Annotated in this window: 13 protein-coding genes; 3 read left to right on the forward strand and 10 right to left on the reverse strand. The window is 59.7% G+C overall.

The features are described 5' to 3' along the window. Nucleotides 1–40: 40 nt before the first annotated feature. Nucleotides 41–763 (reverse strand): 2-phosphosulfolactate phosphatase, encoded by a 723-nt coding sequence (locus tag V2S86_RS07955; RefSeq protein WP_330761961.1) that lies wholly within the window; start codon nucleotides 761–763, stop codon nucleotides 41–43. 230 nt (nucleotides 764–993) lie between these two features. Here V2S86_RS07955 and V2S86_RS07960 point away from each other — a divergent pair, with 230 nt between their 5' ends. Next, nucleotides 994–1,350, forward strand: coding sequence for a protease inhibitor Inh/omp19 family protein (locus V2S86_RS07960; RefSeq protein WP_330761962.1), 357 nt, complete (start codon nucleotides 994–996; stop codon nucleotides 1,348–1,350). Here V2S86_RS07960 and V2S86_RS07965 read toward each other — a convergent pair whose 3' ends face one another. Together V2S86_RS07965 and V2S86_RS07970 are read right to left on the reverse strand one after the other, a co-directional pair. Continuing rightward, nucleotides 1,351–1,872 carry a chromate transporter gene (locus tag V2S86_RS07965; protein WP_330761963.1) on the reverse strand — a complete coding sequence of 174 codons (522 nt, stop codon included), beginning with the start codon at nucleotides 1,870–1,872 and terminating at the stop codon, nucleotides 1,351–1,353. Then, nucleotides 1,869–2,441, reverse strand: a complete 573-nt coding sequence (locus V2S86_RS07970; RefSeq protein ID WP_330761964.1) for a chromate transporter — start codon at nucleotides 2,439–2,441, stop codon at nucleotides 1,869–1,871. The genes V2S86_RS07965 and V2S86_RS07970 overlap by 4 nt, the downstream gene beginning before the upstream one ends. 99 nt (nucleotides 2,442–2,540) lie before the next feature. Here V2S86_RS07970 and V2S86_RS07975 point away from each other — a divergent pair, with 99 nt between their 5' ends. After that, complete coding sequence (locus tag V2S86_RS07975; RefSeq protein WP_330761965.1) at nucleotides 2,541–3,461, forward strand: LysR family transcriptional regulator; 921 nt, start codon at nucleotides 2,541–2,543, stop codon at nucleotides 3,459–3,461. Here V2S86_RS07975 and licT read toward each other — a convergent pair. From licT to V2S86_RS08005, 6 genes are all read right to left on the reverse strand, one after another. Then, the gene (licT, locus tag V2S86_RS07980) at nucleotides 3,458–4,297 is read right to left on the reverse strand and encodes a BglG family transcription antiterminator LicT (RefSeq protein WP_330761966.1); all 840 of its coding nucleotides are present in this window, start codon (nucleotides 4,295–4,297) and stop codon (nucleotides 3,458–3,460) included. The two genes, V2S86_RS07975 and licT, sit on opposite strands and share 4 nt — an antisense overlap. Nucleotides 4,298–4,325: 28 nt before the next feature. Beyond that, on the reverse strand, nucleotides 4,326–5,738 hold the full coding sequence (locus V2S86_RS07985; protein WP_330761967.1) for a glycoside hydrolase family 1 protein: 1,413 nt from the start codon (nucleotides 5,736–5,738) through the stop codon (nucleotides 4,326–4,328). Beyond that, entirely contained in the window at nucleotides 5,735–7,606 is a 1,872-nt protein-coding gene (locus V2S86_RS07990) for a beta-glucoside-specific PTS transporter subunit IIABC (RefSeq protein ID WP_330761968.1), read from the reverse strand. Before V2S86_RS07990 ends, V2S86_RS07985 begins: the two co-directional genes overlap by 4 nt. Nucleotides 7,607–7,928: 322 nt before the next feature. Next, nucleotides 7,929–9,233: a c-type cytochrome gene (locus tag V2S86_RS07995; RefSeq protein WP_330761969.1), complete on the reverse strand. Its 1,305-nt coding sequence runs from the start codon at nucleotides 9,231–9,233 to the stop codon at nucleotides 7,929–7,931. An 11-nt stretch (nucleotides 9,234–9,244) separates the two neighbouring features. Next, nucleotides 9,245–9,703: a (2Fe-2S)-binding protein gene (locus V2S86_RS08000; protein WP_330761970.1), complete on the reverse strand. Its 459-nt coding sequence runs from the start codon at nucleotides 9,701–9,703 to the stop codon at nucleotides 9,245–9,247. 14 nt (nucleotides 9,704–9,717) lie between these two features. Beyond that, the gene (locus V2S86_RS08005; protein ID WP_330761971.1) at nucleotides 9,718–11,925 is read right to left on the reverse strand and encodes a xanthine dehydrogenase family protein molybdopterin-binding subunit; all 2,208 of its coding nucleotides are present in this window, start codon (nucleotides 11,923–11,925) and stop codon (nucleotides 9,718–9,720) included. Between the two features lie 261 nt (nucleotides 11,926–12,186). On the opposite strand from V2S86_RS08005, the gene hpxO reads away from it, so the two are divergent. Beyond that, a complete protein-coding gene (hpxO, locus tag V2S86_RS08010) occupies nucleotides 12,187–13,344 on the forward strand; it encodes an FAD-dependent urate hydroxylase HpxO (protein WP_330761972.1) in 1,158 nt (385 codons plus the stop codon). Nucleotides 13,345–13,383: 39 nt separating this feature from the next. Here hpxO and V2S86_RS08015 read toward each other — a convergent pair whose 3' ends face one another. Next, entirely contained in the window at nucleotides 13,384–15,519 is a 2,136-nt protein-coding gene (locus V2S86_RS08015) for a peptidase domain-containing ABC transporter (protein WP_330761973.1), read from the reverse strand.

Below are 15,519 nucleotides of genomic sequence, written 5' to 3' on the forward strand. Positions count from 1 at the left end.
ATCAACCAGGTTTAATGAGGCCTTAATAGGCTGGAGGTGTTCATTGGTTACCGACAAAATGGTCGTGCTGCAACCTGCAGGCCCTGTCGTCTGCATCAGTCGCCAAACAGAGATCAACGTCTGCGGCAAACCCGCGTTCAATCAACTCCCGCGCTGAGCTGCACTGGCGCAATGCGGTCGCAGGCAACGCATGGAAGCTTGCTGCCGCCGCCAGTGCTTCCGGCGACGGGTTTCTTTCCGGCAGTTGGGCGATGACTCCGCCAGCAACCAGCCAGTCCTCAAGTGCCGGTCGCAGGCTGCCGTCCGGCCATTTTTCGCCGCTGGGGACCACCAGTATGTTTCGATACGCCGCACAGGCAATGGTTGTCGCTTTCAGGTTGCGCAGGCAAGCGCAGAATACCGCAGCCCCTGAGTCTCGAGCCTTAAAAGCCAACGAGGAGCCATTGGGGGACGGGAGCACCAGCTTGGTCTGCGCAGGGATATTGACCAACGAAAGTGGCGAAAGAGAATACCCTGCGCCATCAAAACGCCGGGTGTTGTTAGCCGTTACCGCGCCTAACTTGCTTGCGTAATCCTTGGCCGAGTCATCTTTCCATGCATAGGGATAGACGCTGGCTCCCCGTTTGGTTGCCACGCTGACACAGGTTGAAAACGACATCACATCGACAATGATGACGCAATCAACGTCGCCCGCCATATGCTCGATGGCGTTTCCTCCCCACTCAAGACGAATATCGAATGGACGTTGCGAAAAATAGCTCATCTACGTCTCCATAACGAAGAAAAAAGAGCGAATCATCAGATGATATGACGTCTCCACGCCATGCATAACAAACCAGTCCCCCGCAAAGCCAAACGTCAACGCCGGCAACTTTGCTATCATCATAGACACAAAAGATGTTTTCGCCCGGCCACAAAGCGACAGTGAGGAGACTGATGACTCGCCTTATCCCGTTGCGCGCATTACGGCGCATTGCCCTGACAGGAGCCGTTATGAGCCTATTGTTGTGCAGCAATACCTTCGCCAGTTCGTTGCCGTTGCTCGCCCCCTCCGCGCTGAAAGGGCACTGGCAGTTGACCGACACCGAAGGCAAGATCGCCGCCTGTGACGTTGAACTGAGCGATGAACGGATCGAAAGCACCAACGCTTACCGTTTCACCGCCTCATCGCAGTGCCTGCAACCTCTGGCGCTTACCGAACTGCCGGTAGCCTGGCGTCCGACGCCGGACGGTATGACGTTGACCAACGCCGACGGCAGCAGAGTGGCGTTTCTGGCGCTGACCGCCCCCAAACGCTACGAGGTCATGAACCACGGCGGTAAAGCCCGCTTTGTGCTGACGCCGCGCTGATCAGGCGACCAGCAGCCCGAGCAGCGCACCGCCCGCCAGTACCCACAGCGGGTGGATACGTTTGTTCAGGCTCAGTAGCGTGGCCAGCGCGATGATCGCCGCCAACGGCCAGCTCGGCGCAGAGGCTTCGGCGATCAAGACCCCACTGGCCGCCACCAACCCCACGGTGACCGGCACCAGGCCGGTCTGCACGACGCGTCGCCAGGGTTTGTCCTTGAAGCGCCGCCAGGCGCCCATCACCAGTAAAGTGACGATCGATGACGGACCGAACTTGGCGACGGAGGAAACCAACAGCCCCGCCCAGCCGGCCACGTGCCAGCCAATCAGCGGCACGATCATCATATTCGGCCCCGGCGCGGCCTGCGCCATGGCGAACAACGCGCTAAACTCCTGCGCGCTCATCCATTGATGAACCTCCACCACCTGGCGCTGCATTTCCGGCAGGATGGTCATGCCGCCGCCGAACGCCAGCAGTGAAAGCTCGGTGAAAATAATCGCCAGCGAGATCAAGACGCCCATCATGAGGGCTTCCTCCACCACAGCAACAGAATGCTCAGCGGCGCCAGCACCAACATGGTCGGCAACAGCGGCAGGCGCAGCCAGGCGATGGCGATCAGGCTCAGCGCGACAATCCCCAGCGCCAGCCATTTACCGCGCAGCGGCAACAGCATTTTTATCCCGGTGGACAGCAGCAAACCGGCCGCCGCAGCCGCCAGCCCGGCAAACAGGTGCTGCACATGCGCATCATTCTGGAAGCGGGCGTAAACCATCCCCAACCCGACCACAATCGCCGTCGGCGCACTGATCAACCCCAGCAGCGCGCAGCAAGCGCCACGCAGGCCGCGGAACTCCATCCCCACCGCGACCGAAAGGTTGATCACGTTACCCCCCGGCAGAAACTGGCACAACCCGAGCAACTCGGTAAAGTGTTCACCGCTCAGCCAGCGCCGATCCTCCACCAGCATATTGCGCGCCAGCGGCAGCACGCCGCCAAACCCTATCAGCCCCAACATCAGAAAGCCCCAAAACAGCTCCCCATTGCCCGGCGGCACCGCAAGCCGGGTGTTTTTTACCGCATCCGATTCAGACATTGGCCGTTCCACATCGCTTATTTTGATGCCTGGTATGATGCGCGCCGCCATGCCATGATGTCTAATGCATTTCTGAATCAATAAGGATACCTTTTAGGTATGTCAATGATCGAACTTCGTCGCCTGCGGGCGTTCGTTACGGTAGTTGAAGAAGGCAATATTACCCGCGCCGCCGAGCGGTTGTTTATTCAACAGCCGCCGCTGACCCGCCTGCTGCAGGGGCTGGAGGATGAGCTGGGGGTAACACTGTTGCAGCGTCTGCCGCGCGGCGTGCGCGCCACCGAAGCGGGCAACGTGCTGTTTAATGAAGCGCGTGCGCTGTTGGCCCGCGCCGAACTGTTGACGGAGGCAGTGCAGCGTGCGGCACGCGGTGAACAGGGGCATATCGCCATCGGCTTCACCAGCTCCGCCGCGTTGCACCCGTTTGTGCCTAACCTGTTGCGCCGCTATCGCGAGATCCTGCCGGGTATCACTACCCAACTGGAAGAGGCCGGCAGCGGCGAACTGTTGGATGCGTTGGTGGACGAGCGGCTCGACGTGGCTTTTGTGCGCTCGCCGGTCAGCGGCATGCCAGGCCTGACCATTGAGCCGGTGCTGCGCGAACCCATGCTGGTTGCCCTGCCGGTCGGCCATCCGCTGGCGTTCGACAGCGAGCAGCCATTGCCGCTGCTGTCGTTGGCCAACGAAGCCTTTATTCTCTACCGCCGCCCTGCGGGCCAGGGCTTGTACGATGCCATTTTAGCCGCCTGCCACCGCGCCGGGTTCAGCCCACGCGTCATTCAGGAAGCCCCTCGCCTGCCTGCAACGCTCAGCCTGGTGGGGGCCGGTCTGGGGCTGTCGATCGTACCGGCCTCGATGCGGCGGTTAGGCGGCGACGGCATCGTTTACCGGGCAATCAGCGATGAAGCCCAGCTCAGTGCACCGCTATACCTGGCGCTGCGCAGCAATCGCACATCCCCCCTCATCCAGCGCTTCCGGGCGTTGGTGGCCGAAGCGGTCAGCGCACAGCATGCCGGCTAGTCCTGCTGGTCGGCGATACGCGTCAGGTGGATCACCAGATACAGCAGTTCATCGTTCGACATCTCCATCTCCAGCAAATTCTTCACATAGTCGCGGATCAGCAGCGCACCGCGATAGGCATTCGGGTACTCCCTGGTCACCTGGGCAAAGATGAAGTCGTCTTTCGACGCCATCTGTTGCCCTTCGATCATCCGCTGAATAAAAAACTGCATATGCACCAGAAAACGCGCGTAGTTGAGCGAATCCGTATCGATATTGATGCGAAAGTGGTATTTGATGATATTGAAAATATCCTTCAGCATCTTCACCGACAGCAGGGTATGTTCCATGTTCTGTACGTCGGTCTGGCCGTTAACCAGATGGAATGCAATATTCCCCGCCTCTTCTTCCGGCAGAGTGATGTTAAGCCGCTGATTGATATGCGCCAGCGCCTGCGCCGCCACCGCAAACTCCTGCGGATAGAAGCGCTTCACCTCGAACAACAGCCGGTTTTGGATCGCGATGCCCTTGTGATAGCGCTCAATGGCAAAGCTGATGTGGTCCGCCAGGGTGAAGAAAATCTGCTCGTTAACACGGCCATTGAGCTGCCGGTTGGCCTCGGCGAGGATCATCTGCACAATCTCCAGGTGCTCTTCCGGCGTGTTTTCCATCAACCGCAGGTAATCACGGCCCTTTTGGCTGTTCTGTACCACATACACTTTCTCAATAGTGGCCGGGTCGAGAACGTCACCCACTTTGCTGTTAAAGCCAATACCCTTGCCCATGACGATAGCTTCGTTGTTATCGCTGTCTGTTGATAGCACCAGGCTATTATTGAGTACCTTAATGACTTTCATCGTCGCGGCCATCACCCTTTATTTTTTATTAGCGTTGCCGGCCATGAGTGGCAATCAGCCGTTGATACCAGTCGAAACTGCGCTTTTTGATGCGGCGCAGATCTTTCAGATCCTGCTCACCCCGGTTTACATAGATAAACCCGTAACGCTTGGCGTAGCCCTGATGGGTACTGACCACGTCTATCGCCGCCCATGGGCAATACCCCATGAGTTCAACGCCGTCGTTGATCGCCAGTTGCATCTGTTCAACGTGCCGGCGCATAAACTCAATGCGGTAGTCATCATTAATTGTACCATCGGCCTGTAACTCATCCGGGGCGCCAATGCCGTTTTCAGTAATTAATATCGGCAAATGGTAGCGTTCGTAGGTTTTGCGCAGCGTCAGGCGCAGCCCGACCGGATCGATCACCCAACCGTAACGGGTTTTGCCGACGAACGGGTTCTCTGCCGCGCGGTACACGCCCGGCTCCCCCAGCATGATTTGCTGATCGCCGGCGCGAGCGCTGATGTCCGAAGCATCGCCCCGGCTGGCGGCGATGGTGGCGGTGGAATAGTAGTTTATCGCCACGTAATCCGGTTTGCCCTGCAACAACAGCGCCGCATCGCCCGGTTCCATTTGCGGCGCCAGGTCGCGATCCTGCAAATAGCGCCAGGCCAGCGCGTTGTAGCGCCCATGCACCGCCACATCGAGGAAACTCCAGCAGCGCAGCGTTTCCCAGTTGTGTGCGGCGATGGCGTCCAGCGGATGGCAGGTTTCCTGATACATCGACGTAGTGTTAATCGCCGGGCCGATTATGCCGGAGGGGCAGCGTTGGTGGCACAACGCCATCACCCTGGCCTGCGCCACCAGCATGTGGTGGCTTTGCTGATACAACACCTGTTTGGACGGCAACTCGCCGCCCTTCGGCATGCCAATCGCGCCCGGATGCAGGATCATGGTGTTCTGTTCATTGATGGTCAGCCAATATTTTACCCGATCGCCAAAGGCGTCAAACAGCACCGCCGCATACTCGACGAACGCATCGATAGTGGCGCGATTGGACCAGCCGCCCTGCTGTTCGAGTACGTAAGGCAAATCGAAGTGATACAGCGTCACCACGGGTTCAATGCCGTGACGCTGCAGTTCATCGATCAGTTGCCGATAAAACGCCAGCCCGGCGGCGTTAACCTCACCGGTGCCGTTGGGCAGCACCCGCGTCCAGGCGACGGAAAAGCGATAGGCCTTCAGCCCCAGTTCGGCGAACAGTTTCACGTCTTCGCGGAAACGGTGATAGTGATCGCTGGCCACCTTGAAATCGGCGGTTTCTTCAGGATGATCGAGCATGTCTACAATCGACGGGCTTTTACCGTCTTCATCCCAAGCCCCCTCCACCTGATAGGCGGAGGTAGAGGCTCCCCACAGAAAATCTGCGGGGAAATCGTCCAGTCGTTGATAAATCATGCCGGCTCCTTGGGGATATTGAGGGTAATGATCGGCTCACCAAAGCCCACGCTGCCCGGCTGACGGCAGCTCAGTTGCGGGAAGGCTTCGCTGTTGATCACCAATACCGGCGTAGTGATGTCGTAACCCAACCCGGTAATCGCCGCAATATCAAAACGCACCAGTTCGTCCCCCACCTTGACCCGATCGCCAATCTGCAAGTCAGAGGCAAAATGTCGGCCAGCCAGATTGACGGTGTCGATACCGATATGCACCAGCAGTTCGACGCCATTATCACCCTTGATGCCCACCGCGTGCATCGACGGCAGGAAGGTCGCCACTTCGCCGTCCAGCGGCGCGCGCAACACCCCTTCCTGCGGCTTTATCGCTACACCCTGTCCCAATAAACCCTGCGAGAACACGTCGTCGTTAACCTGCTCCAGCGCCACCAGTTGGCCGGACAGCGGGCTGAAAATCTGCTGCTCATCGCCGCCGATGGGGGCCTCCGCCGGGGCGGTCTCCTGCTCTTGCTCCTCAACCGGATCGTCAAAGCCGAGGATCCAGGTCAGCGCGAAGGTCACCACGATGGCAATGGCACAGGTGATCAGCGCATGGACGATATTCATCGGGTTTTCACCGATAAATGCCGGCAACGCCGCCAACCCCGGAGAGACAAAGGCATAGCGCACCAGTCCGCTCAGCCCGGCATAGATACCGGCGCAACCGCCGCCGATCATCGCCGCAATCAGCGGTTTGCGCAGCTTCAGGGTCACGCCATACAGCGAAGGTTCGGTGATCCCCAGCAGCGCGGTGAACCCGGCGGAAGACGCCAGCTGGCGCAGATTTTTGTTTTTGGTGCGGAAAGCCACGCACAGCGTCGCTGCGCCCTGCGCGATATTGGACGCCAGCATGCCCGGCCCGTTAATCATTTCAAAACCGTTTTTGCTTAACTGGCCGGTGGCGATAGGCGTCATCGCCCAGGCAGTGCCGGTGATCACCAGGAAGGGTTGCAGCCCGCCCATCAGCATCGGGATCAGCCAACTGGCCTTGCCGTCGACGATGGCCGCGCCTGCGGCGACCAGGTCGTTAAGGAAAATACCGAACGGCCCGACCACCACCAACGCCAGCGGTGCCGTAACCAACAGGATAATCATAGGTTTGGTGAAAAACTTGATCATCGTCGGCGACACTTTTTCCGCAAAGCGCTCGATATAGGACATCAGCCACACGGTGAAAATAATCGGCAGCACCGAACCGGCGTAGTCCGCCAGCCGTACCGGAATACCGATAAAATCAATCGCGGTGCCCGCCGCCAGCATCTGCGCCAAATTGGGGTGCAACAAGGCGCCGGCGATGGTCATTGCCAGTATCGGGTTGCATTCAAACTTGATCGAAGCGCCGTAGGCCAGTAATACCGGCAAGAAGAAGAAGGCCGCATCGGCGATGGTGTCCAGCAGACGATACGTCGGGCTGGCGGCGTCTATCACACCGGTCAGTTTGAGGATCGCCAGCAGCGCCTTGATCATCCCCGCCCCGGTGATCGCCGGGATCACCGGCGTGAATGTGGTGGAGATGACGCTGATGATCCGCGAAAACACCCCGCCCCTGGCCTGCGGTTTCTTTTCGCCCTGTCGGCCGCCGAGATCGCCAATCTCTTTTTGCAACGTGCGGAAGGTTTGCTGCACGTTATTGCCGACCACGATCTGAAACTGGCCGCCGCGCTCTACCACACTTATCACCCCCGGCAAGGCCTCAATGGCTTTTGCCTGCACCTTGCTGTCATCGTTAAACTCCATGCGCAGACGCGTGGCGCAGTGCGTCAGTTTGCTGACGTTAGCTTTACCGCCTACCCGCGCCAATATTTCCAGGCCCAGCTGTTTGTAATCCATCGTTTTTCCCCGGTAAAAAAGCAAAAAAAAAAGACCAAAATGAAAATGCGCCTCATCATGATGAGAGGTGCATTCCTATTTTGGTCTTGCCTGCCTGAGCAGTAACACGCCGTAATAAAAATGTCTGGCGACCACGAGGATCGCGACGGAAGTATCGCCATAGTTGCGATTTTTCAGCAACTGCCTTCGTCAAACTTTGCGAGCAACGTCACTCTTCGCCGAAAATGCACTGCAATGTCGCCAGTTGCCCCCCGCCATGCGCTTTTTTGGCGCAACCGGCCCGGATAAGCAGCGAAGGGGAGAAAATCCCCCTCGCCGATCCTTACTGTTTGCGTTGTTCCGCGACCTGTTTCGCCGTGACTTTGCCTTGCTTCTCGCCAAATTGGCCGACCACATAGTTGGCCACCGCCGCCACTTCTTCGTCCGAATATTGGGCGCCGAAGTCCGGCATGATCTCATGCTGATCCCCGATGCTGATGCGGGTGCCTTTGAGGATCGCCTGCACCACGCTACGGCCCTGCGGATCGTTCACCGCCGTGCTGCCGATCAACGAAGCGTATTTACTTTGGCGGCCAACGCCGTTCCACTGGTGACAGCCGCTGCAATCACCGGCAAACAGCCTGCGGCCCAACGAATCCTCTTGCCCGCCCGGCAGCACCGCGCTGGAGGACAACGCGCCCTTCGGTTGCAGGTTCACCGCGCTGGCACTGTCGCCGGCGATAGGTTCTATGTTGCGCAAGTATTTCACCAACGCCTGATTATCCTCCGGCGTCAGATACTGCAGGCTGTTTTCCACTGCCTCCGCCATCGGGCCGGCGGCACTGCTGCGCCCCTCTGCGTGGCCGGTCGCCAGATACTGCGACAGTTGCTGCTCGCTCCAGCCGCCGATGCCGGTCTGCGCATCCGGGGTGATGTTGGCGGCAAACCAGCCCTGGACCACCTCTCCGCTAAGGTTCTTGCTCTGATTAATGCCAAAGGCCAGATTGCGCGGCGTGTGGCATTCGCTACAGTGCCCCAGCGCGGTCGCCAGGTAGGCACCGCGGTTCCACTGTTCATCCTGGTTGAGATTCGGTTCGAAGCGTTTTTCATGGAAGAACGCCAGATTCCAGAACTTCATGCCCCAGCGTTGATTGAACGGGAATGGCAGATCGTTTTGCGGGTTGGCCTGTTTCACCGGCGGCAGGCTGAACAGATAAGCCTTGATCGCCAGCACGTCGTCGCGGCTCATCGCAGTGTAAGAGGTGTAAGGCATCGCCGGATACAGGTTACCCTGCGGACCGACGCCCTCACGCACCGCACGCACAAACTGCTCGTCGCTCCAGTCGCCAATACCGGTTTCTTTGTCCGCGGTAATATTGGTGCCGTAAATCGTGCCGAACGGCAGTTTAAACGCGAAACCGCCGGCGAAAGGTTTGCCGCCCGGCGCGGTGTGGCAAGCCACGCAGTCGGCGGCGCGCGCCAGATATTCACCGCGCGCCAGTTTATCGGTTATGCCGGCCGGCGCGCCGGCGATGGGCGCGGCAGGCTCTGGGCCAACCGGCCGCAGCAGGGTATACAGCGCATAACCGCCGGCGATCACCACTACCGCGACAATCAGCCATAACAGCCATCTCAGGGCGTTGCTCATGAGTTTCTCCCTTAATCCAACGCCTTGGCGGCCTGGTGGATGGCGGCGCGAATGCGCACGTAAGTAGCGCAGCGGCAAACGTTGCCGCCCATCGCCGCGTCAATATCCGCATCGCTCGGGTTTTTGCTCTGGGCCAGCAGCGCGCTGGCACTCATGATCTGGCCGGACTGGCAGTAGCCGCACTGCACCACGTCCAGATTGACCCAAGCTTCCTGCACCGCTTTGCCCGCCGGCGTTTCGCCGATGGCCTCGATGGTGGTGACTTTCTTGCCGACCGCCGCCGAAACCGGCGTCATGCAGGAACGTACCGGCACGCCGTCCAGATGAACGGTACAGGCGCCGCACATGGCGATGCCGCAGCCAAACTTGGTGCCGGTCAGCCCGGCTTCATCGCGCAGAAACCACAGCAGCGGCATGTGGGTATCGCCCTCAAACGTCAGCGGTTGGTCGTTAACGGTTAAAGTAATCATGATGCTCTCCTTGATTAGACGCTGGCGTCGCTGTTGGGACGGTGTAAAGGCAGGCTAAGCGAGGTGCGGGGCCGCCCGAGCAGCGCCAACGCATTGCCGACCGCCGGGCCGATGGTCGGCACGCCCAGTTCGCCCACGCCGGTGGGCTTCTCGGTTGAAGGCACGATAATCACCTCGATTTCCGGCATTTCGTCAATCCGCAGCGGGCGGAAATTGTTGAAGTTGGATTGTTCGACCAGGCCGTCTTTTAAAGTGATGTTGCCGTACAGCGCGATGCTCAGGCCGTAACCGATACCGCCCTCAATCTGCGCGCGGATCACGTCAGGGTTCACTGCCACACCGCAATCCACCGCGCACCACACCTTGTGTACGCGCGGAATGCCGCCTTCGCCGATAGACACTTCGGCAATCTGCGCCACCCGGGTGTCAAACGCCTTGGCGACGCCGACGCCGCGCGCCCGGCCATCCACCACCTTGGCGCCCTGCCAGTTGGCGGCTTTCGCCACTGCGCGCAACACGCCGGCTTCGCGGGGCGCATCCCCCATCAGCGCCAACCGCCCTTCCACCGGATCTTGTCCGGTTTCCTGCAGCAACTGATCGATAAAGCTTTCCACCGCATGGCCGGTATGGGTGCTGGCGACCGATCTCAATGAGGTGGTCGGCACCTTGCCCGGCACGATATGGGTGTCGCAACGGAAACTTTCGAAGGTATAAGGCAGTTCGCTGGCACCTTCGATCATCATCTGATCGACGCCGTTGACCACCAGCGCCGCCATGGCGCTGTTGACCGTCCAGGAGTGACCGACGACGGTATCGGTCCAGCCCACCACCTTGCCGTCCCGGATCGCCCCGCGCAGCCGGTGCAAAATCATCGGGCGGTACCAACCGTTGCGGATGTCGTCCTCACGTGTCCACACCACCTTCACGCCATGACCGGGCCCGATAGCCTTGGCGGCAGCGGCCATATCCGCCGCCAGATCCGGCCCTAATTTCGGGTTGCCCAGATCGATGCGTCGGCCGAAACTGCCCCCCGCCAGAATGGTTTCGATTTGCACTTTTTCCGGCGGTAGCTGGAACAGATCGCACAGCTGTTTATGGTCGAGAGTTTGGATCTGGCAGCCGTAGCGTGCCTTGACGCTTTCGCCGTCCCAGAACAGATAGCCGTCGAGCGGTTCCATCGGCGCATGGGCCACGTAGGGAAAGGTGTATTCCGCTTCGATCACCTTGTCGGCCTTGTCGAAAATCTCGTCCGGCTTGCCGCGGCTGGTCGCCACCAAACCGGTTTTTTGCGCCACCTGGCGGAACTCGGCAAAAATTTGATCGGTATTGCGCCTTTCAGCCTGGGAGTCGTCCCACTCCACCTGCAATTTTTCGCGGCCCTGGATTGCCGCCCAGGTATTTTTGGCGTAGACCGCCACGCCGGTGTCGGTCTGCTTCACATCCACCACGCCGGGCACCTGCAGCGCCCGGCTGGCGTCAAATGACGCCACTTTGCCGCCAAAGCGCGGCGATTTTTTTATGGTGACGGTCAACATGTCCGGCTCATGAATGTCCTGCGTGAACTGCGCGCTGCCGTTGGTCTTCGCCAGCGAATCCACGCGGTGCAGGCCGCTCACTTTGCCGATCAGGGTAAAATTGGCCGGGTCCTTCAGCGTCAATCCTGCGGGATCCGGTGGCGGGAGTTTCGCGGCCAATGCGGCAAACTCGCCGAAGCCCGCTTCACGGCCGCTGGCAGGGTGGCTGATCTTGCCGGCCTGTACGGTGATCTCCTGCGCTGAGGTTTTCCAGCTCTGGGCGGCGGCCTGAACCAGCAACGCCCGCGCCATGGCACCCATGCGCCGCATTTGGTCATAGGCGTTGGCCACCGAACTGGAACCGCCGGTGCCCTGGAAACCGAACGACAGATTTTTGTAGACGCTGGTGTCCACCGGGGCGGCGACTACGCGCACCTGCGCCCAGTCTGCGTCCAGCTCCTCTGCGACCAACGTCGCCATGCCGGTATAGACGCCCTGGCCCACTTCGGTGTGTTTGCTGATGACGGTGACGATGCCGTCTTCGCCGATTTGTACGAAGGCGTTGGCTTCAAATGCGTTGCTTTCTGGCACCGTGGCGGGAGTGGTGCGTGCCAGTGCGCCGGTAGACGGCAGATAGGCGCCAATCACCAGCGCGCCGGCGCCGACGATAAACCGCCGCCGCGTAAGCGGGACTTCGGGTAGTTTCATTGATCATCGCTCCAAAATGCCGCATGACATCACCATCGCGGCGCTTTCATATTGTTATCACGGCCTCTTTTTTTAACCTGGGCGCAACAAACTTATACTAGTCGAATTCTTTTGCCAGTGTGCAACTGAGCACATATTGCCCCAACCCGGTTCAGGTTTTGCACCAAATCGCGCCAATATTCCCCCTCAATGCCGCTCTCGGACGCTCGCAAGCTGGTACGGAAATTGCTTCTCCCTGTTATGGCGACAAAGGAGAAGAACATGAAAGCAATTATCATAGGCGGCGGTATCGGTGGGCTGTGCGCCGCCATCGCATTGAAGCGCTGCGGGATCGAGGCCGAGGTTTTTGAAGCGGTTAAAGAGATCAAGCCGGTGGGTGCGGCGATTTCCATCTGGCCGAACGGCGTTAAGTGCCTCAACTATTTGGGGATGAAAGAACCCCTGCGCCGGCTCGGCGGCCCGATGCACTACATGGCCTATCAGGAATATCTGCACGGCCAGACCCTGACGCGCTTCAGCCTGGATCCGCTGATCGCCAGCGTCGGCGAACGCCCTTATCCGGTGGCCCGCGCCGAACTTCAGGCCATGCTGCTGGAGACCTACGGCCGTGACAATGTTAGCTTTGGCAAGCGCGTCAACGGCCTTGAAGAGACCCAGGACGGCGTCACTGCCTGGTTCGAGGACGGCAGCCAGGCCAGCGGCGATTTCCTGATCGCCGCCGACGGTACCCATTCAGTCATCCGCCCTTACGTGCTCGGGCATGGGGTGGATCGCCGCTATGCCGGTTACGTCAACTGGAACGGGCTGGTGACGATTGATGAATCCATCGCGCCGGCCGATCAATGGACCACCTTCGTCGGCGAAGGCAAGCGGGTGTCGCTGATGCCGGTTTCCGGCAACCGTTTCTACTTTTTCTTCGACGTTCCGCTGCCGACCGGGCTGGCGGAAGACCGCAGCACCGTGCGCGCCGATCTGCAGCGCTACTTCGCCGGCTGGGCCGAACCGGTGCAGAAACTGATTGCCGCGCTCGATCCAGACACCGTCAACCGCATTGAGATTCACGATATCGAGCCCTTCGAGCAGTTGGTGCGCGGCCGAGTGGCGTTACTGGGGGACGCCGGTCACAGCACCACGCCGGATATCGGCCAGGGCGGTTGTGCGGCGATGGAAGACGCGGTGGTGTTGGCGATTGCGCTGCAAACCAACTCGCTGGGCATCGAAGATGCGCTGCTGCGTTATCAGGAGAAACGCAGCTATCGGGTGAAGGATTTGGTGCTGAAAGCGCGCAAGCGCTGTGACGTGACGCACGGCAAAGAGATGGAGATCACCCGCAGCTGGTACGAAGAGCTGAAAACCGAAACCGGCGAACGCATTCTCTCCGGCATGAAAGAGACTATCCTGGGCGGGCCACTGGCCTGATCCCCTTGCCCCTTCTCCTGCCGGAAAAGGGGTAAGCCCTCAAAGATCCTGAGTACGGATACGCCCCGCCGACAGTTCAATGACCCTGTCCGCCGAGGCGATAGTTTCCGGCCGATGAGCGATCAGTAAAATCGGCAGGCCCAGCCTGCGCAAGGTGCGGCTGACCAACATTTCGTTGGTGACGTCCAAATGGCTGGTCGCCTCATCCAGGATCAACAGCTTCGGCTCTTTATACAGCGCCCGCGCCAGCAGCAAACGCTGTTTCTGCCCGGAGGACAAGGTCCCGCCCATTTCACTGATTAAGGTCTGGTAGCCCATCGGCAGTTGCTCAATATCCTGATCCAGCTGCGCCAGCCTGGCGCATTCGCCAAGTTTGTCTTTGTCCCTTTTCGGTGAGAAAAACGTAATGTTGTCGGCAATGGAACCGCGAAACAACTGATCTTCCTGCAGCACCGCACCGATATGCTGACGAGTCTGTTGATAATCGGCGCGCCGGTGTTCAACGCCCAGCGTGCGTATCACCCCGGCAGAGGGCGGATATAATCCCAGCACCAGCTTGGCCAAGGTGGTTTTGCCGCTGCCGGACGCGCCGACCAACGCCACCACCTCACCGGGCATGATGTCCAGCGAGACCTGCGACAGGATCTCTCGTTCGGTTCCTGCGTATGTGAAACTGACCTGCTCCAGGCTCAGAACCGGCAAATCGGCCGGCCAGTCGCCGGCCGGACACACCGGCTGCTTGTTGCCGGCCTGTGACGCCGCCGCGCCTTCACGTGGGGTCAGCACGATATCGGCCAACCGCTCGTTGTAAACGTCCAGCATTCGGTAGGCGACCACTTTGTCTATCAGGCCGTTAATGCTGGCCGAAAACCGCCCCTGAAAAGACATATAGGCGACCAACATGCCCACCGAGAACTCGCCGGCCAGCACCGAGCCGGCCCCCAGCCACAGCACTGCCGCAGCGACCACGCTGCCGATCACGGTCTGCATGATGCCGTACACCATCATCAGTTTGCTTTCGCGCAGTTGGGCATTGCGCCGGGCGACGTTCAGATTGCGCCAGGCAGATTCACGCGCCATCAGCGCACCATTCACCCGCAGGCTCAACACGCCGCGCAGGCTTTCCAGAAAATGGCTGGACTCCTCGGTGCAGGCATTCCAGCTGTCCTGTGCCGCTTTACGCAACGTGCTGAACCAACACAGACGCAACAAGCCGTAAACGGCGGCGGCGGCCAGGGCCACCAGGGTTAACTTTGCGCTGTAGAAAAACATCATGATCAGCGTACCCGCCACCAGCAGCACGTCCAAAAAGGCTTCGAGCAGCGTGGTGGTCAGGGTGTCCTGCAGGGTGTCGACGGCATCGAACTTGGCACTGATATCCCCCATGTTGCGTGCCTCGAACCAGCCTATCGGCAGGCGCAGCAGATGGTGAAACACGTTGGCCGTCCACTGCATATTGAAGTTGACCGCCATGGTCAGCGTCGCCCACTGCCGGGCCAGTTCCAGCAGCATCTGGGTGCCGGTCATCAGCAGCATGGCGATGACAATCAGCGTCAGCAGGCTGGCGTCCAGCGCCACCAGCACCTCATCAATCACCAGTTGGTTTATCAACGGGCCGATCAGCGCCAACACCTCCAGTGCCACGGCGAAGCAAAAGATCCTGGCCAGAGCAGGTTTTAGGCCGTGCGTTTTGCCAATCAAGGTTGTCAGGCGGATCTTTTCCCTGCGATCCTGGGTTTCAAACCGGTGGTTGGGCGTCAGTTCCATCGCGATGCCGGTAAAATGGCGGTTCGCCTCCTGCAGACTCATTTTCAACTGGCCGCGCGCCGGATCGTGCAGTTCCAGCGTTTGCCCCCGTACCCGTCGCAGAACGGTAAAATGATTCATGTCCCAATACAAAATGCAGGGCACGGCCAGCAGGTGCAGTTCATCCAGCTCCAGCCGAATGACGCGGCCGCTTAAATTCAAGCCTTCGGCGCACGCCATCAGTTGCGAAAACGTCATGCCAAGCTGCGAGACATGGCATTCCGCGCGCAGCGTTCGCATATCGACCTGGTGCCCATGCCAACCGGCTATCATCGCCAAACAGGCCACCCCGCACTCCGCCGATTCCGTTTGGCGGATCAGCGGCAGGCGTTTTCGCCACCCCCAGTTAATCATCTCTGTTATGTCCAT

It is taken from the genome of Serratia sp. C2(1) (genome assembly GCF_036352655.1).
Taxonomy (GTDB): Bacteria; Pseudomonadota; Gammaproteobacteria; order Enterobacterales; family Enterobacteriaceae; genus Serratia; species Serratia inhibens.